The organism is Streptomyces sp. NBC_01485 (assembly GCF_036227125.1).
Classification (GTDB): domain Bacteria; phylum Actinomycetota; class Actinomycetes; order Streptomycetales; family Streptomycetaceae; genus Streptomyces.
The window spans coordinates 5794498-5810137 of record NZ_CP109435.1; the positions used below are offsets into that span (position 1 = coordinate 5794498).

Here is a 15640-nt window from a genome sequence, read left to right on the forward strand (position 1 = left end):
TCACGTCATCAAGTTCGAGTCGAGGTCGGCAAGTTCGAGTTGACGTGATCAAGTCGCCGCAGGCTAGCAGCCGCCTGTGACAGCGCGGCCGTAGGGTGCTCGGCATGAGCATCATCGGGGTCGGTATCGACGTTGCCGAGATCGAGCGGTTCGCGGCGTCAATGGAGCGGACGCCGGGGCTTGCCCAGCGGCTGTTCCTGGAGAGCGAGTTGCTGCTGCCGAGCGGGGAGCGGCGGGGGGCCGCCTCGCTGGCGGCGCGGTTCGCGGCGAAGGAGGCGCTGGCCAAGGCGCTGGGGGCGCCGCCCGGGCTGCTGTGGACGGACGCGGAGGTGTACGTCGAGGGCAGCGGGCGGCCTCGGTTGCGGGTGCGGGGGAGCGTCGCCGCGCGGGCGGCCGAACTGGGCGTTCGCTCGTGGCATGTGTCGTTGAGTCATGACGCGGGCGTGGCTTCGGCGGTGGTGATCGCCGAGGGGTGATCGCCGGCGGGTGAGCCGACCGGGTGCGGTGAGCGGGGGGTGGTCCGCGTAGAAATGTGACACTTGGGTGGGGGAATGTCACATTTCCACAGCTCACCTACCCGTGATGCGGTGGTGGGGGCGGCCGGGGGAGACTCGGCGTATGCGTACTGCCTACTGCGTGGAGACCGTTCGTCGTGCCGAGCGGGCCCTGATGGCCCGGGTTCCGGAAGGGGCGCTGATGCAGCGGGCCGCCGCCGGGCTGGCCGCCGCCTGTGCGGATCTGCTGGGGCGGGTGTACGGGCGGCGGATCGTGCTGCTGGTGGGGAGCGGGGACAACGGGGGTGACGCCCTGTACGCCGGGGCTCGGCTGGCCCGGCGGGGGGCGGGGGTCACCGCTGTGCTGCTCGCGCCCGAGCGCACGCATGCCGGGGGGCTGGCGGCTCTGCGGCGGGCCGGGGGGCGCACGATCGCGGTTGGCGGGGCGGCCGGCGGGGGGTTCGGTGGCGCGGCCGGTGGGGCGGCTCGTGGGGTCGAGGAGGTTGTTCGGCGGGCCGATCTGGTGCTGGACGGCATCGTCGGGATCGGGGGGAGGGGCGGGCTGCGGCCGGAGGCGGCCGGGTTGGCCGCGGTGGTCGCCGGGGCGCGGGCTCTCGTCGTCGCCGTCGATCTGCCCAGCGGGGTCGACGCCGACACCGGGGAGGTGCGCGGGAGTGCGATCCGCGCCGACCTGACCGTCACCTTCGGCACGCACAAGCCGGGGTTGCTCGTCGATCCGGCGCGGGAGTACGCCGGGTCGGTGCGGCTCGTCGACATCGGGCTCGGGGGCGAACTGCCCGACCGGGCGGAGCTGGAGGCCTTGCAGCATGCGGACGTGGCCGCGTTGTTGCCGGTGCCGGGTGGGGAGAGCGACAAGTACCGGCGCGGTGTCGTCGGGATCGCGGCCGGGTCGGCCCGGTATCCGGGTGCGGCCGTGCTGGCCGTCGCGGGGGCGCTGCGGGGCGGGGCGGGGGCCGTGCGGTACGTCGGGCCGGCCGGGGACGCGGTCATCGCACGGTTTCCCGAGACGCTCGTGTCCGACCAGGGGCCCGGGCGGGCGGGGCGGGTGCAGGCGTGGGTCGTCGGGCCGGGGATCGGGGACGACGCGCGGACGGTGGCGGAGGTGCTGGCCGCGGAGGTGCCGGTGCTGATCGACGCGGACGGGTTGCGGCTGGCGGACGCCGGTGCGGTACGGGGGCGTGGCGCGCCGACGTTGATGACGCCGCACGCGGGGGAGGCGGCCGCGTTGTTGGGGGTGGCGCGGGAGGAGGTGGAGGGGGCTCGGCTGGCATCGGTGCGGGAGTTGGCGGCGCGGTATCGGGCGACGGTGTTGCTGAAGGGGTCGACGACGTTGGTCGCGGGTGCGGGTGCGGGTGCGGGTGCGGGTGCGGGTGCGGGTGCGGGTGCGGGTGTCGGGGGTGCGGGTGTGGTGCGGGTGAATGCCACGGGGACTGCTTGGCTGGCGACGGCTGGGAGTGGAGACGTGTTGTCGGGGCTTGCGGGGTCGTTGCTGGCGGCGGGGTTGAGTGCGTTGGATGCGGGGAGTGTGGGGGCGTATCTGCATGGGTTGGCGGGGCGGTTCGCGGCGGAGGGGGCGCCGGTGGGGGCGCAGGATGTGGCGGAGGGGGTTCGGGGGGCTTGGCGGGATGTGGTCAGGGGGTAGGGGGCGTGGTTTTTTCGCCCCCGCCGCCCCTACCCGTCCCATCCCGTCCCTGGGGGCTGCCGCCCCGCGCATCTTTGGCGACTTCAGTCAGTATTTCGTGGGCATCGCAGGCGGCATCCGTATTGAGCGCTCAGACGATTTTGCGTACAGCAAAGGCCCCTCTCAACTCTCGCCCGGGTTGAGAGGGGCCAGGGCCCTTTTCTGCCTTTCGCGATGACTAACGCTGCCTGTTGAGCGCAGGCTCTACCGGTACACCCCTTGACCACAACTCCTCTGCGTGCTCAGCAAATCGAGCGAACATGCCCCCGTCGTCGTACCGCCGCAAGTGCAGGAGTGGCGAGTCATGCCCGACCATTCGGGCGAGGTGAGGAGTAACCAGCGCCTCGTTGTCGAATCGGAACACGGACAGGGATACGTGATTTACCGCATCATCTGGGGTCGAGAAACGCGTTTCCAGACTCTCATGTGACCCGAGCTTGCCCAGGTGTTCAAGTGTGATGCGAATCCGCGTGGATACTGTGAGTGCCACATCTTCGATTATTTCTCGATTGCGCGTCACTTCCCCGTCCGGGTCGCCCAGGAGGAAGCGAACTCGACAGCCGCTGTCGAGCTTCTGGCGCAGGGTTGAGACGAATGCAGGCTGGTCGAGCCACAGGAAGTAATTCGTGTACCCCGCGAAGAATAGTTCTCCTGTGGCATTGGCGATCAGCTCACCCCATACGGTTGAAGGGCAAGAAGATCGGTACGGATAGGAACGGACGATCTCCCGGTCGCCACCGGTTTTAATGCGGTCCTTGACGACTTTCGGCCACAGCATTTCTTCGTCAACTCCCAACGCCTTGCAGGCGTCTTCCCGGTTCCGGGCGTGCGGGATCAGATCGGCGTCCGCAACCCATCGCTCAACGGTCTTGCCCGAAACGCCAACTCGGGCGGCAAGCTGCCGTGGCGTCAGTCCGGCGGACTGCATAGCTGAGCGTAGGGCGGTGTTCAAGGTTCCCCCCGGGGACGTTTGGGCGTTCTTCCACGCTACCGCCGAGGCGTCCCAGGTGTCGCGGCACCTGGGCAAAGACGTCCTTGATGGGCCGTCAGCATGGTCAGACAGCAAGTACCCCCGCGACCGTGCGACCGGTCCGGGGGCGTGGCCAACGCTTCAGAGGAGCGTCGACGTGACAGACCCTATCCGCACTGCACTCGAACGGGTCAGAGCCGTATTCCGGCCCTGTACCCCCGGCAGGTACCGACCTGCTACACCCCCCCCGCAGCGCCTCCAGTGCCCGCTAGGCGTCTCTCGCCGGACGTGTGGGGAGCGAGGCTGGTGACGGCCCGCAGGCGTCGCGGGCAACGTCACGCGCCGCTCGTGCAGGCTCCGCAGCCGCAGGCGCGCGCAGAGTGGTCGCCGCAGTCGTGGGAGTACACGGGCGCTCTCGTCCGGCCCTACGTCGAACGCCTGGGTGACCCGCCCAGGAACGCCGGTACAAGCGCCCAGGCAGACCCTTGGAGGGATGCCAGGTGAGCATGACCATTTCGGTGTACCGGATCAATCCGGAACGGGTGTTCGCACACCCGTGCGTGCAAAGCGCACGGTAAAGCCGGTACGGGTGCCGGAAGTGAGCACGAGCTACCCGACGTGCACGTGTACGGGCTGCCAGGGCCGTCCGGAAATGCTGCGCGCCAAATTGGCCGAAGTGAACAGGCGCAGTAGGGGAGAACTTTGATGCGTTCGATCATCAAGGCTGCGGAATGGATGCTGGGCGCAGAGGCCGCCGAGGGTGCCCCGCAGGGCATCTACTCGGCCGTGTGCATGACCTGTGGTGCGGAAGCGCAGCCAACCGACAACGAGCCTTTGCCGGTTGAAGTCTGGGCGCTGAAACACACGGGCCTCAATCCGACCCATCGGCAATTCAAGTCCATGGTCGAGACCTATTGGCGCGTGACTCCGGCGGAGGGCAACCCCTACCGCGAGAGCGACGTCCAGGACGCCTGACCACCCGCACAACCAGTACCAAAACTCGATGGCTGCCGCTCCGGGGCATCGCGAGGTGCAAGGGCAGTACCAAAGCCCCCGTTCCGGAAGATGAGTTATCGCGTCTGCCGGAACGGGTTGCAACACGGCGCGGGGACCGATTCCCCGGAGTGGTACAGCGAAGGGATAAGCACCATGAGCGCAATCCCCGAGTACGAGTTCGTCAGCGCGGCGGCCTGCCGTGACAAGAAGGTCGGCAACTGCCCGCAGGTGGCGGTGAACGTGCCGGGCACGGTGGCGTTGCGGGACAGTGAGCGTCCCGACACCGTCGTCACCATGACGGCTGAGCAGTGGGTGACGCTGACCTCTGCCGTCAAAGCCGGAGAGTTCGACCTGAGCGACTGAGCGCCTGAGCGCCTGAGACTTGAGCGCCTGAGACCTGAGAGAGGCCCCGTGAACGAGTGCCCCCGCTGTACCGCCGAGTGCCCTACGGACCCTGAGAACGGGCTTCCGTGGTGTCCACGGTGCGGGGTGCACTTCGGACTCTCGCAACCGTCGTGCCGGGGCCTGTGGTGGTGGCGCAACGCTGCCACTCGTGCCCCGGCACGACCGCGTGAGCACTGAGCGGGATGCCCCCGGCTCCCCGGCCGGGAGAGGCAACCTGTCTCATCCTCAGACTCTCCCGGAGGGGTTACCCCCAGACGGGCTGGATGGTTCGGACCGGCGTTTCAGCACGGCCTCCGTCGCCTCGTGGAGTCCAAAGCCGATGATCGGGATGAACACCACGAAGCACACGTCACGAGCGGTGCCCGGGGACATCGCGACGTGTGTCAGGGCGTCCGAGGCGAGGACGGCGAGGCCGTAGAGCAGCGAGTTGGTCGCGATCTGCTTCCAGTCGGTCCGCGTGCCGTTGTCTGTCACGTCTTCGCCTTCCGCTCCCGGGTGCCCCTCGTAAGAGTGACCCCACAGCGCGCCACCCCCGGTCGATGGGTGCCCCGCGCTTCCCTGATCGTGTGATCAGCGTACGAAATATGGCTCTTGTTCTTGCCGTCGTGTCCCTTCTCTCCCTCGGGGCCCCGGCTGCCCCCGCCCGCGCCGCCCCCGCGCCCCCCGACCCGCAGACCCAGCTCGTGCCCGGTGTGCCGCCGGGGGTGGATCTGCCCTGGCAGATCGACACGCCCGACCAGGTGCTCGCCCCCACGGTGTACGAGCCGTCCGCCGCCGAGGATGCCGTCGAGCCGCGGGATGCGGTGGAGGGGACGTATGCGCTGGTCGAGTACGTGCCGTTGGAGGAGGTTGCCCTGCGGGTGGCCTGTAGTAAGCGGGCGGGGCCTTATCAGCGGGCCGTCGAGCGGTGGCTGAAGTTGAAGGTGGACGGGAAGCAGTCCGCCGCCGATTGCCGGGCCGTCCGTGCGTTCCAGGTGAAGGAGAAGATCATTCCCGCCATCGGGTTCGCGGGGCCTGTCACGTGGGCTCGGATGCAGCTCATCTCGGCCAAGAAGAACCCGAACGCGAAGAAGAAGTGTCCGGTGCGGGCGTACCGGGTCGCCTGTGTGGATCTCGATCGGCAGGTGACGTGGGTGCAGAAGGGGGCGAAGGCCGTCTTCGGGCCCGTGTCGATGCGGAGCGGGCGGGCCGCCCATCCGACCCGTAAGGGGTGGCACACCGTCTACTGGCGGCACAAGAACCATGTGTCGACCCTCTACAACACCCCTATGCCGTATGCCCAGTTCTTCGACGGCGGCCAGGCCTTCCACGCCGTCTACGGGACCATCCACACCACCATCGGTTCCCAGGGCTGCGTCAATCTCACCCTCGGTGACGCGCGCAAGCTGTGGGGTGTGCTGAAGAAGGGCGACCGGGTCTACGTGTGGGGTCACCGGCCCGGTACCTAGGGGGCTGTCGGAGCGCTCTGAGACACTGGGCGCGATGAGTGAGACTGTCGAGCCGCCCGCAAACCCGTCGCGCACCCGTGCCGAGATCGACCTGGCCGCGCTGCGGGCCAATGTGCGGACCCTGCGGGCCAAGGCGCCGGGGGCGGCGTTCATGGCCGTGGTGAAGGCCGACGGGTACGGGCACGGGGCGCTGCCGTGTGCCCGGGCGGCCGTCGAGGCCGGGGCCGGCTGGGTGGGCACCGCCACGCCCGAGGAGGCGTTGGCGCTGCGCGCGGCGGGCGGGCTGCCGGCCGACGTCCGGATCCTGTGCTGGCTGTGGACGCCGGGCGGGCCCTGGCGGGAGGCGATCGAGGCCGGCATCGATGTGTCGGTCAGTGGGATCTGGGCGCTGCGGGAGGCCGTGGAGGGGGCGCGGAGTGCCGGGCGCACCGCTCTCGTGCAGCTCAAGGCCGATACCGGGCTCGGGCGCAACGGGTGTCAGCCCGGGGACTGGCCCGAGCTGGTCGGTGCGGCCCTGCGGGCCGAGGAGGCCGGATTCCTTCGCGTCACCGGGCTGTGGTCGCACTTCGCCTGTGCCGATGAGCCCGGGCATCCCTCCATCGCCGGGCAGCTCGGGCGGTTCCGCGAGATGGTGGCGTACGCGGAGGGGCAGGGCGTGCGGGCCGAGGTGCGGCACATCGCCAACTCGCCGGCCATGCTGACGCTCCCGGAGACCCACTTCGACCTCGTCCGCCCGGGCATCGCGATGTACGGCCTCTCGCCCAGCCCCGAGCTGGGCTCCGCCGCCGACTTCGGGCTGCGTCCGGTGATGACCCTCGCGGCCTCGCTCGCCCTCGTGAAGCACGTACCGGGCGGACACGGCGTGAGTTACGGCCACCACTACGTCACCCCCGGGGAGACGACGCTCGGGCTGGTGCCCCTCGGCTACGCGGACGGCGTACCGCGGCACGCCTCCGGGACCGGCCCCGTGCTGGTCGGCGGCAAGTGGCGGACGGCCGCCGGGCGCATCGCGATGGACCAGTTCGTCGTCGACCTCGGTGGCGACGAACCCGAGGCCGGCGCGGAGGCGGTCCTCTTCGGGCCCGGCGACCGCGGCGAGCCCACGGCGCAGGACTGGGCGCAGGCGGCCGGAACCATCGGGTACGAGATCGTCACGCGCATCGGAGCGCGCGTCCCCCGCGTCTATGTGAACGAGTCAGCGCAAGGACATCTGCCGGACAGGAGCGGTACGTGAGCGAGAGCAGCGCGGAGGCGGTGGCGAGTGCCGCCTCGGCGGCCGCCGCCGCCGTCTCCGCTACGGGGACGGGCGGGAGCTGGCGCCGGGCGACCGGTATCGCCGGCGCCGCGATAGGCGTGATCGCCGCGGGCGCCGCGGCCGGGGTCGCCGTGGAACGGATGACCGTGGGGCGGGGCATGCGGGCCAAGGCCCGGCTCGCCCTCGACTCGGCGGGGCCCTACGGCGGGCTGCGCGGCACCCCGGGCCGGGCGTACGCCGACGACGGCACCGAGCTGTACTACGAGGTCGACGACGTCGAGCCGCAGGGCGGGCCGCCCGGCCGGCGGCGGCGGCTCTTCGGGCGCAAGGCGCCGCTGCCCGTCACCGTCGTCTTCAGCCACGGCTACTGCCTCACCCAGGACTCCTGGCACTTCCAGCGGGCGGCCCTGCGCGGCGTCGTACGGACCGTGCACTGGGACCAGCGCAGCCACGGCCGCTCCGCGCGCGGCCACGCCCAGGCGCAGGACGGCGTGCCGGTCAGCATCGACCAGCTCGGGCGGGACCTGAAGGCGGTCATCGACGCGGCCGTGCCCGAGGGGCCGATCGTGCTCGTCGGGCACTCCATGGGCGGGATGACGGTGATGGCCCTGGCCGCCCTGTATCCCGAGCTGATCCGGGAGCGGGTCGTCGCCACCGCCTTCGTGGGGACGTCGTCCGGGCGGCTCGGCGAGGTCAACTTCGGACTGCCGGTCGCCGGTGTGAACGCGGTGCGGCGGGTGCTGCCGGGGGTGCTGAAGGCGCTCGGGCAGCAGGCGGCCCTGGTGGAGAAGGGGCGGCGGGTCACCGCCGATCTCTTCGCCGGGGTCATCAAGCGGTACTCGTTCGCGTCGCGGGACGTCGACCCGGCCGTGGCGCGGTTCGCCGAGCGGATGATCGAGGGGACGCCCATCGACGTCGTCGCCGAGTTCTACCCGGCCTTCACGGATCACGACAAGACCGGGGCGCTGGGCTGCTTCACCGACATGCCGGTGCTGGTGCTGGCCGGGATCGGGGACCTGGTCACGCCGAGCGAGCACAGCGAGGCGATCGCCGACGAGTTGCCGGGCGCCGAATTGGTTCTGGTGCCGGATGCCGGGCACTTGGTGATGCTGGAGCACCCGGAAGTCGTCACCGACCGCCTCGCTGATCTACTCGCCCGCACGGGGGCGATACCGACCACCGCTACCGTGAATGGCTGTGACTCCGCCTCCTCCTGACGGAGGTGGCTTCCAGCCTTCGGCTGCGGTCCAGCCCGAACCGACCCCTTGCGGGGTGTGAACAGTGTACTACTGCGAGTGAGTGACGATGGAAGAAAGTGCGGCATCGCCCCGGTCCGTTCGGCTGGTCGTCAACTCCCCTGGGCAGATGGGGGAGTTGGGCCGCCGGCTGGCCAAGCTGGTGCGCGCCGGCGATCTCGTGATGCTCAGCGGGGAGCTCGGCGCGGGCAAGACGACGCTCACCCGTGGGCTCGGCGAGGGGCTCGGCATCCGGGGCGCCGTGACCTCCCCGACGTTCGTGATCGCCCGCGTGCACCCCTCCCTGGGGGACGGTCCGCCGCTCGTCCACGTCGACGCGTACCGCCTGGGCGGCGGGCTCGACGAGATGGAGGACCTCGACCTGGACGTCTCGCTGTCCGACTCGGTGATCGTCGTGGAGTGGGGCGAGGGCAAGGTCGAGGAGCTGACCGACGACCGGCTCCAGGTCCGTATCCACCGGACCGTCGGCACTGTGTCCTCCCCGGGGACGCCCCCCGGAGCCACGGAGACGGACGAGGTGCGGCACGTCACCGTCACCGGGCTGGGTGAGCGGTGGGCTTCGGTGGACCTCGGCGTGCTCTCGGCCTGACTTCGTGGATATTCCGACAACGCGTCGGCAAGATGTTGCGTTCGGCGTCTTGTGCGTGGTCACATGGTATCCAGTTCGTGGTTAGGTCTACCTAACCACGCCCGCCCCCGAACTTCAGGAGGCGTCCATGTCGGCCATCGAGAACAAGCAGCCGCAGCCGTTCGCGGTTGTCGCCGGTGTGTCCATGCGTGACCTGCTGGCCTCGTGCGCGGCGGCCGAGGCCGTCTCGACACCGCCGCGGCTGCCCGACCCTGCGACGGTCGTGGAACAGCCCATGGAGCGCCCCAAGGCGGCGTAAGCCCTACGGGATCACGTGGGATCGCGCGGGATCACCCTTACGGGATCACGACCACCGACTGGCCGATCGTCGCGAAGCCCCACATCGCGTCGCCGTCCGCGACGCTCTCCCGGATGCCGCCCGTGCGCACCGTCGGGTCGGGCTCCGGCAGCGAGCCGTCCAGCGCCGCGCTGAAGCCGATCGTCACGTCGTCGACGGTGGCGAAGCGCACGACGTGCTCGACGGGGGTGCCGTCGGTGCCGGTGACGGCACCCGAGCGCGAGGTGACGGAGTAGTCGCCCGTGAGCGGGTCCACGCTGCCGGGGGTCACCTTGAACGTGCGGTTGACCTTGCCGTTCGCGGCGACCAGCCAGACCCGGTCGTCGTCCAGCGAGTACACGACCCGCGCACCCACTCCGGAGTCGGCCGGCAGCGCCGCCGGGTGCTCCTTGTCGCGGTGCGCCTTCGGCGCCGTCACGGGGGCGCCGCTGCGCCGCGGCTCGGCGAGGTCGGCCGGGGCGCTGGCCGACGCCTGGAAGGCGAGGAACCCGACCGTCGCGAGGGCCGCCACGGTGAGCCCGGCCACGAAAGTCGAGCTGTTGCCTGCCATCCGGGACCACCTCATCCGATCTGTCTGCTCTGGTTGTCTCTGGCTGTTCACCTACGGGTCTGTCCCGTACGTCACGTTTCGCGGTGACGCTAGCAGTCGGTGCGGCCTCCGTCGGCGCGGCCGTGCGCGGGGCGTGGGAGCCGTAGGCTGTTTGCGTGCTCTTGCTCGCTCTGGATACCGCCACCCCCGCCGTCACCGTCGCGCTGCACGACGGCACGGACGTCGTCGCCTCCTCGAGTCAGGTGGACGCGCGCCGGCACGGTGAACTGCTGCTGCCGGCCGTCGACCGGCTGCTCGCCGGGGCCGGGCTCAGGCTCGACGCCGTCACCGGGATCGTCGTCGGCATCGGCCCCGGCCCCTACACCGGGCTGCGGGTCGGGCTGATGACCGCCGACACGTTCGGCCTCGCGCTCGGTGTCCCCGTGCACGGTCTGTGCACGCTCGACGGCCTCGCGTACGCCTCCGACCTCGAAGGACCCTTCGTGGTGGCGACCGACGCGCGCCGCAAGGAGGTCTACTGGGCGCGCTACGCCGACTCCCGGACGCGGCTCTCGGGCCCCGCCGTGGACCGGCCCGCCGACATCGCCGACGAGGTGGCCGGGCTGCCGGCCGTCGGCGCGGGCGCGCTGCTGTACCCGGACGCCTTCCCGGACGCGCACGAACCCGGGCACGTCTCCGCGGCGGCCCTCGCGAGCCTGGCCGCGGAGCGGCTGGCCGCGGGCGAGGAGCTCCCGGAGCCGCGCCCGCTGTATCTGCGCCGGCCGGACGCCCAGGTGCCGAAGAACTACAAGGTGGTCACCCCCAAGTGACCGATGCCGTCAACCCGCCCGGCCACCCCGTGCTGCGCGAGATGCGCTGGTGGGACATCGAACCCGTGCTGGAGCTGGAGAAGGCCCTCTTCCCCGAGGACACCTGGTCCCGGGGCATGTTCTGGTCCGACCTGGCCCACGCCCGCGGCGCCGACGCGACCCGGCGGTACGTCGTCGCGGTCGACGAGGCCGGCGGTGGTGATGAGACCAGGGGTGGCGATGAGACCAGGGGCGGTGACGCGTCCGCCGGCGGCCGGATCGTCGGGTACGCGGGTCTCGCCGCCGCCGGGGACCTGGCCGACGTGCAGACCATCGCCGTCGCCCCTGAGTACTGGGGCACCGGACTCGGCGGCCGTCTGCTGACGGAGCTGCTGCGTGCGGCGACCGCCTTCGAGTGCGCCGAGGTCATGCTGGAGTGCCGGATCGACAACGTCCGCGCCCAGAAGCTGTACGAGCGCTTCGGCTTCGAGGCCATCGGCTTCCGGCGCGGCTACTACCAGCCGGGGAACGTGGACGCCCTGGTGATGCGACTGACCGACCCGTCCACATCCGTGGCAGGAACGCAAGGAACCGAGACCAATGGCTGACGAACCCCTCGTACTGGGGATCGAGACCTCCTGCGACGAGACCGGCGTCGGCGTCGTGCGCGGTACGACCCTGCTGGCGGACGCGATCGCCTCCAGCGTCGACGAGCACGCCCGCTTCGGCGGGGTCGTGCCGGAGGTGGCCTCCCGGGCCCACCTGGAGGCGATGGTCCCGACCATCGAACGGGCGCTGAAGGAAGCGGGCGTGAGCCCGAGGGACCTCGACGGCATCGCCGTCACGGCCGGTCCCGGCCTCGCCGGCGCCCTCCTGGTCGGCGTCTCGGCGGCGAAGGCGTACGCCTACGCCCTCGGCAAGCCCCTCTACGGCGTCAACCACCTCGCCTCCCACATCTGCGTGGACCAACTGGAGCACGGCCCGCTGCCCGAGCCGACGATGGCGCTGCTGGTGTCCGGCGGCCACTCCTCCCTGCTCCTGTCGAGCGACATCACCTCCGACGTCCGTCCGATGGGCGCGACCATCGACGACGCGGCGGGCGAGGCGTTCGACAAGATCGCGCGCGTGCTGAACCTGGGCTTCCCGGGCGGTCCGGTCATCGACCGGTACGCGCGCGAGGGCGACCCGAAGGCCATAGCGTTCCCGCGCGGCCTCACCGGCCCCCGCGACCCGGCGTACGACTTCTCCTTCTCGGGGCTGAAGACGTCGGTCGCCCGCTGGATCGAGGCCAAGCGGGCGGCGGGCGAGGACGTTCCGGTGCGGGACGTGGCGGCCTCCTTCCAGGAGGCGGTCGTGGACGTCCTGACCCGCAAGGCCGTCCGCGCCTGCAAGGACGAGGGCGTCGACCACCTGATGATCGGCGGCGGCGTGGCCGCCAACTCGCGGCTGCGGGTGCTGGCCCAGGAGCGCTGTGAGGCGGACGGCATCCGGCTGCGCGTGCCCCGTCCCAAGCTGTGCACGGACAACGGCGCGATGGTCGCCGCCCTGGGCGCGGAGATGATGACCCGGGGGCGGGCCGCGTCGAGCTGGGACCTGTCGGCGGACTCGTCCCTGCCGGTGACCGACCCGCACGTGCCCGGCACGCACGATCACGGCCACGACCACGTGCACGAGGTCAGCAAGGACAACCTCTACTCATGAGGACCATGCGGACCATGCGGACCATGCAGGTCATGAGGATGACGTCGTGACCGTCGCGTTGATGTGGGAGGCCCGGGCGGCGGAGGGCCGGGGAGCCGACCTCCTCGCCTGGGCGCGCGCCCGCGTCCAGGAACTGACCCCCCGTCCGCTGCGCCGGGAGACGTTCCGAGCCCCGCAGGACCGGGTCCTCGTCATCACGTGGTGGGACGCCGGGTACGACGACCCAGATCTCCCCGAACTCCCGGAGCCCGGCGCGGAGTTGGTGGCGCGGGCCGTGCACCGGTGGCGGTTCGAGGCGGTCGGGGAGCGACCGTCCTGGTACGGCGTCCGGTGCGTCTTCCGGCACGCGTCCCTGGGCGTCTACGAGGAGCGGGTCACCCTCTGGACCGCCCACTCCCCCGACGAGGCGATCGAGCGCGGTGAGGCCGAGGCCGCCGAGTACTGCGCGGACCTCGACGACGTCGAGTACGCCGGCTTCGCCGAGTCCTACGCCATGGACGCCGCCCCCGAGGACGGCGCCGAGGTGTTCTCCCTCATGCGCGAGAGCACGCTGCCGCCGGGGGAGTACGTGGCACGGTTCTTCGCGACGGGGGCGGAGCGGACGGGCGGCCACTGACCCGCAGGAAGCCGCCGCCCGCCCGCTAGGCCTGAGGCGCCGACAGCGCCCACACCGCCGTCAGCAGGGTGCCCGCGCACAGGGCGAAGGCCACGGCCGGGACAAGGCTTCCGCCGTTCAGGACGAGGCCGGTGAGGACGCCGAGGGCGGTGCCGGACACGGCCGTCACGGCACCTCGCCACCAGGGACGGACGGGGCGTACGACGGTGTCGGCGGGCAGGACGAACGCGTCCCGCAGGTCGCCCCGGACGGCCTCGTGGTCGTCGAAGTCCATGAACGCAGGGCGGTGCCCGCGCAGCCTTCCGAGGGGGACCAGACGGGTGCCGTCGGGGAGCGTGACGGCGGCCGGCCTCGGGCTTCCGGCGCCCGCGCGGTGCAGGGTCACCTCGACCTCGCCGGAGGTCCCGTCGAGCACCGGGTGCCACATGACGCGCTGCCAGTGGCGGGCGTCCTCGGGGCCCTTCAGCTCCATCCACGTCGTCGTCGGAGCCCGCCACGCCACGTAGCGCCGGCCGAAGCGGACGCGACCCGTCAGCCGGTGGCCTGGACGCCGCACGCTGAGCCGGAAGCGCAGGCCTCGCCAGGCCCAGACGCCGGTCAGGAGCAGGGCGGCCGCTCCGCCCGCGAGGACCGGGAAGATCAGCTCGTCCTCCGTCACCGTCTCGTCCCGGTCGGCCGGGAAGCCCGTGGGGGTCGGGTCGGCGGGGTCGTATGCCACGGGGAAGCGGGCGCCCTTGGCGTAGCGGCCGGTGTCGTAGACCGAGAAGCGCTGGACGTGCGTGTGGGCCCCGGCGTCCGTCCAGCGCACGCGGATGTCGTCGTCGTCGCCGATGCCGTCCTTGACGACGACGCCGACGGCCGTCCGCGTGGCCCGGTCGCGGGCGTCGGAGTGGCGCTGGGCGTGCAGGCCGAGCCAGGCGGCGAACAGGGCGTAGCCGGCGAGCGTGACGGCCACGCCCAGGAGGCCCACGCGCAGGGCGGGTCCGGGGCGTCTCATACGGCCCACTCCTTCGGTTCGGCGGACGCCCACAGGGTGCGTACCGGTTCGGGGTCGCCGCTGCGCGCGGCCTCGGCCAGCAGGTCGTGCAGGTCGACGACCCGGCCGTCGTCCGGCGCGGTGACGACCGACGTCAGCCAGCGGCTGGTGTACGTCCAGCCCGACAGGCAGAGCACCTCCGCGAAGGGCGGGCTCACGGCGCCGGCCAGGGCGGCCCGGGTGAGCGCCGGGCGGACGGTCGCCGGGACCCACCGCAGCTCGGGGTCGACGCGGCGGGCCAGCCCGGGCCAGGTGCCGTCGGCGAGGGCGTCCAGGGCCAGCGCCACCGCCTCCGTCGAGCTGTCGCGGCGGACGGCGTCGAGGAGGACGAGGCGGGTGTCGAAGCCGAGGTCGCGCAGGCGGCTGTGCGGCATGTCGAGGAGGCGGACCGGACTCACCTCGTCTTCGCGCGGCCCCTCTTCCGGATCCCAGTCCAGTCGGTTCAGCTCTCCGACGCACCACGCCTCGACGGCCGCCGCGGTCCGCAGGGTGAGCGGAGCCGTGCCGTACGGGGTCCCGGTGTGGGTGGGCAGTGCGGCCACGCGGTGGTCGAGGGGCGGGTGGTCGGCCGTGGCGTACGGGTCGACGGCGTCCTCCTCGGCGGCGGCGCGGGCGGCCCGGCGGGCGACGTGCGGGTCGCTCAGGGCGGCGTCGAGGGCGTCGTAGAAGTCCTCGGGCCAGGTGTCCTCGTCGGCGAGCGCCGAGAGCCAGCCCTCGCCGAGTCCCTCGAACGCGGCCCGGAGCAGGCCGGTCCGGCGCAGCGCCGCCGCGGTGTCCTCGGTGCCCGCGATCCGGGCGGCGTCGGCGTCGGCGGCCGTCTCGCTCTTCCGCAGGAGGGGCTGTGAGGCGCGGAGCAGGGGGCCCGCCAGGGGTGCGAGCGGGCGGAAACGGCTGTCCAGCCGTTCCGCCAGCAGTGCGCGGGCGGACCGCAGCAGGGTGTGGCGGCGGTCGCCCACGTGCTGCTCGTGCGCCAGCTCGTGCGCGATCACGGACGCCAACTGGGCCTCGGTCAGGTCGCGCAGCAGCGGCAGCCCGAGGAGGAGGACGCGGGTGTGCACTCCGGCGACCTGCGCGCGTCCCAGCGACGCCTGGACGTCGGGCACGATCCGCACGAGGAGCGGCTCGCGGAAGCCGAGCCGCTCGGCGACGTCCCGCACCAGCGCGGCCAGCTCCGGTTCGTCCCCGGGACGCACGGCCCGGCCGGGCAGCGCGCGGCGGGCCGCCATGAGCGCCCTGGCGACGTCGGTGGCGATCAGGAACAGCGGTACGGCCGCGAGCCATCGGGCGTCCAGGACGACGAACGTGACGAGCAGGACCGCCGCGACGACCGCCTTGGGCAGCCAGGCCAGCGCGAGCATGGCGAGGCCGAGCAGCCACTCACGGGCTCTGCGGTCGCCGCCGGCACCGGCACCGGTACCGGCGGATATGGGGGGTATGGGGGCGTCCATGATGTTCCCGTCGCGTTCCGTCACGTTCCCGTCGCGTGGTCGGACGGTC

17 protein-coding genes and 1 pseudogene are annotated in these 15640 nt (G+C 71.9%); 13 read left to right on the forward strand and 5 right to left on the reverse strand.

Annotated features, from left to right (window positions below; all coding sequences use genetic code 11):
- The first annotated feature begins 104 nt into the window (after nucleotides 1-104).
- The gene (locus OG352_RS26350) at nucleotides 105-476 is read left to right on the forward strand and encodes a holo-ACP synthase (RefSeq protein WP_329220243.1); all 372 of its coding nucleotides are present in this window, start codon (nucleotides 105-107) and stop codon (nucleotides 474-476) included.
- A 142-nt stretch (nucleotides 477-618) separates the two neighbouring features.
- Nucleotides 619-2157: an NAD(P)H-hydrate epimerase gene (locus OG352_RS26355; protein ID WP_329220244.1), complete on the forward strand. Its 1539-nt coding sequence runs from the start codon at nucleotides 619-621 to the stop codon at nucleotides 2155-2157.
- Between the two features lie 217 nt (nucleotides 2158-2374).
- Here OG352_RS26355 and OG352_RS26360 read toward each other — a convergent pair whose 3' ends face one another.
- Nucleotides 2375-3124, reverse strand: coding sequence for a helix-turn-helix domain-containing protein (locus OG352_RS26360; protein ID WP_329220245.1), 750 nt, complete (start codon nucleotides 3122-3124; stop codon nucleotides 2375-2377).
- A 747-nt stretch (nucleotides 3125-3871) separates the two neighbouring features.
- Between OG352_RS26360 and OG352_RS26365 the strand changes: the two genes are divergently transcribed.
- Nucleotides 3872-4141, forward strand: coding sequence for a DUF7848 domain-containing protein (locus OG352_RS26365; protein WP_329220246.1), 270 nt, complete (start codon nucleotides 3872-3874; stop codon nucleotides 4139-4141).
- Between the two features lie 174 nt (nucleotides 4142-4315).
- Nucleotides 4316-4525, forward strand: coding sequence for a DUF397 domain-containing protein (locus tag OG352_RS26370; protein ID WP_329220247.1), 210 nt, complete (start codon nucleotides 4316-4318; stop codon nucleotides 4523-4525).
- A gap of 267 nt (nucleotides 4526-4792) precedes the next feature.
- Here the strand turns inward: OG352_RS26370 and OG352_RS26375 are convergent, their stop codons facing one another.
- Nucleotides 4793-5041 carry a hypothetical protein gene (locus tag OG352_RS26375; RefSeq protein ID WP_329220248.1) on the reverse strand — a complete coding sequence of 83 codons (249 nt, stop codon included), beginning with the start codon at nucleotides 5039-5041 and terminating at the stop codon, nucleotides 4793-4795.
- A 110-nt stretch (nucleotides 5042-5151) separates the two neighbouring features.
- On the opposite strand from OG352_RS26375, the gene OG352_RS26380 reads away from it, so the two are divergent.
- The 5 genes from OG352_RS26380 (at nucleotide 5152) to OG352_RS26400 (ending at nucleotide 9413) form a co-directional block, all read left to right on the forward strand.
- Entirely contained in the window at nucleotides 5152-6015 is an 864-nt protein-coding gene (locus tag OG352_RS26380; protein ID WP_329220249.1) for a L,D-transpeptidase family protein, read from the forward strand.
- A 34-nt stretch (nucleotides 6016-6049) separates the two neighbouring features.
- Nucleotides 6050-7249: an alanine racemase gene (alr, locus tag OG352_RS26385; protein WP_329220250.1), complete on the forward strand. Its 1200-nt coding sequence runs from the start codon at nucleotides 6050-6052 to the stop codon at nucleotides 7247-7249.
- Nucleotides 7246-8487 (forward strand): alpha/beta fold hydrolase, encoded by a 1242-nt coding sequence (locus OG352_RS26390; RefSeq protein ID WP_329220251.1) that lies wholly within the window; start codon nucleotides 7246-7248, stop codon nucleotides 8485-8487. Before alr ends, OG352_RS26390 begins: the two co-directional genes overlap by 4 nt.
- 88 nt (nucleotides 8488-8575) lie before the next feature.
- Nucleotides 8576-9115: a tRNA (adenosine(37)-N6)-threonylcarbamoyltransferase complex ATPase subunit type 1 TsaE gene (gene tsaE / locus OG352_RS26395; protein ID WP_443072339.1), complete on the forward strand. Its 540-nt coding sequence runs from the start codon at nucleotides 8576-8578 to the stop codon at nucleotides 9113-9115.
- A 127-nt stretch (nucleotides 9116-9242) separates the two neighbouring features.
- A complete protein-coding gene (locus OG352_RS26400; protein ID WP_329220253.1) occupies nucleotides 9243-9413 on the forward strand; it encodes a hypothetical protein in 171 nt (56 codons plus the stop codon).
- Nucleotides 9414-9450: 37 nt separating this feature from the next.
- Here OG352_RS26400 and OG352_RS26405 read toward each other — a convergent pair whose 3' ends face one another.
- Nucleotides 9451-10002 carry a hypothetical protein gene (locus tag OG352_RS26405; RefSeq protein ID WP_329220255.1) on the reverse strand — a complete coding sequence of 184 codons (552 nt, stop codon included), beginning with the start codon at nucleotides 10000-10002 and terminating at the stop codon, nucleotides 9451-9453.
- A gap of 155 nt (nucleotides 10003-10157) precedes the next feature.
- Here OG352_RS26405 and tsaB point away from each other — a divergent pair, with 155 nt between their 5' ends.
- The 4 genes and pseudogenes from tsaB to OG352_RS26425 form a co-directional block, all read left to right on the forward strand.
- On the forward strand, nucleotides 10158-10811 hold the full coding sequence (gene tsaB / locus OG352_RS26410) for a tRNA (adenosine(37)-N6)-threonylcarbamoyltransferase complex dimerization subunit type 1 TsaB (protein WP_329220257.1): 654 nt from the start codon (nucleotides 10158-10160) through the stop codon (nucleotides 10809-10811).
- Between the two features lie 41 nt (nucleotides 10812-10852).
- Nucleotides 10853-11398 (forward strand): ribosomal protein S18-alanine N-acetyltransferase, encoded by a 546-nt coding sequence (gene rimI, locus OG352_RS26415; protein WP_329223968.1) that lies wholly within the window; start codon nucleotides 10853-10855, stop codon nucleotides 11396-11398.
- A complete protein-coding gene (gene tsaD, locus OG352_RS26420; RefSeq protein ID WP_329220259.1) occupies nucleotides 11391-12491 on the forward strand; it encodes a tRNA (adenosine(37)-N6)-threonylcarbamoyltransferase complex transferase subunit TsaD in 1101 nt (366 codons plus the stop codon). Before rimI ends, tsaD begins: the two co-directional genes overlap by 8 nt.
- A gap of 46 nt (nucleotides 12492-12537) precedes the next feature.
- Nucleotides 12538-12792 (forward strand): annotated as a pseudogene (locus OG352_RS26425) (hypothetical protein); the annotation flags it as partial.
- Nucleotides 12793-13132: 340 nt separating this feature from the next.
- Here OG352_RS26425 and OG352_RS26430 read toward each other — a convergent pair.
- On the reverse strand, nucleotides 13133-14104 hold the full coding sequence (locus tag OG352_RS26430) for a hypothetical protein (RefSeq protein WP_329220261.1): 972 nt from the start codon (nucleotides 14102-14104) through the stop codon (nucleotides 13133-13135).
- Nucleotides 14101-15591 carry a M48 family metalloprotease gene (locus OG352_RS26435; RefSeq protein WP_329220263.1) on the reverse strand — a complete coding sequence of 497 codons (1491 nt, stop codon included), beginning with the start codon at nucleotides 15589-15591 and terminating at the stop codon, nucleotides 14101-14103. The genes OG352_RS26430 and OG352_RS26435 overlap by 4 nt, the downstream gene beginning before the upstream one ends.
- Nucleotides 15592-15640 lie beyond the last annotated feature (49 nt).

Excerpts from the sequence above, each read along its gene's own strand:
- OG352_RS26355 (WP_329220244.1), top strand. The coding sequence starts at position 619 with ATGCGTACTGCCTACTGCGTGGAGACCGTTCGTCGTGCCGAGCGGGCC.
- OG352_RS26350 (WP_329220243.1), top strand. The coding sequence starts at position 105 with ATGAGCATCATCGGGGTCGGTATCGACGTTGCCGAGATCGAGCGGTTC.
- rimI (WP_329223968.1), top strand. The coding sequence starts at position 10,853 with ATGCGCTGGTGGGACATCGAACCCGTGCTGGAGCTGGAGAAGGCCCTC.
- tsaE (WP_443072339.1), top strand. The coding sequence starts at position 8,576 with ATGGAAGAAAGTGCGGCATCGCCCCGGTCCGTTCGGCTGGTCGTCAAC.
- OG352_RS26370 (WP_329220247.1), top strand. The coding sequence starts at position 4,316 with ATGAGCGCAATCCCCGAGTACGAGTTCGTCAGCGCGGCGGCCTGCCGT.
- OG352_RS26405 (WP_329220255.1), bottom strand. The coding sequence starts at position 10,002 with ATGGCAGGCAACAGCTCGACTTTCGTGGCCGGGCTCACCGTGGCGGCC.
- OG352_RS26430 (WP_329220261.1), bottom strand. The coding sequence starts at position 14,104 with ATGAGACGCCCCGGACCCGCCCTGCGCGTGGGCCTCCTGGGCGTGGCC.
- tsaD (WP_329220259.1), top strand. The coding sequence starts at position 11,391 with ATGGCTGACGAACCCCTCGTACTGGGGATCGAGACCTCCTGCGACGAG.
- alr (WP_329220250.1), top strand. The coding sequence starts at position 6,050 with ATGAGTGAGACTGTCGAGCCGCCCGCAAACCCGTCGCGCACCCGTGCC.
- OG352_RS26360 (WP_329220245.1), bottom strand. The coding sequence starts at position 3,124 with ATGCAGTCCGCCGGACTGACGCCACGGCAGCTTGCCGCCCGAGTTGGC.
- OG352_RS26365 (WP_329220246.1), top strand. The coding sequence starts at position 3,872 with ATGCGTTCGATCATCAAGGCTGCGGAATGGATGCTGGGCGCAGAGGCC.
- OG352_RS26435 (WP_329220263.1), bottom strand. The coding sequence starts at position 15,591 with ATGGACGCCCCCATACCCCCCATATCCGCCGGTACCGGTGCCGGTGCC.
- OG352_RS26380 (WP_329220249.1), top strand. The coding sequence starts at position 5,152 with ATGGCTCTTGTTCTTGCCGTCGTGTCCCTTCTCTCCCTCGGGGCCCCG.
- OG352_RS26400 (WP_329220253.1), top strand. The coding sequence starts at position 9,243 with ATGTCGGCCATCGAGAACAAGCAGCCGCAGCCGTTCGCGGTTGTCGCC.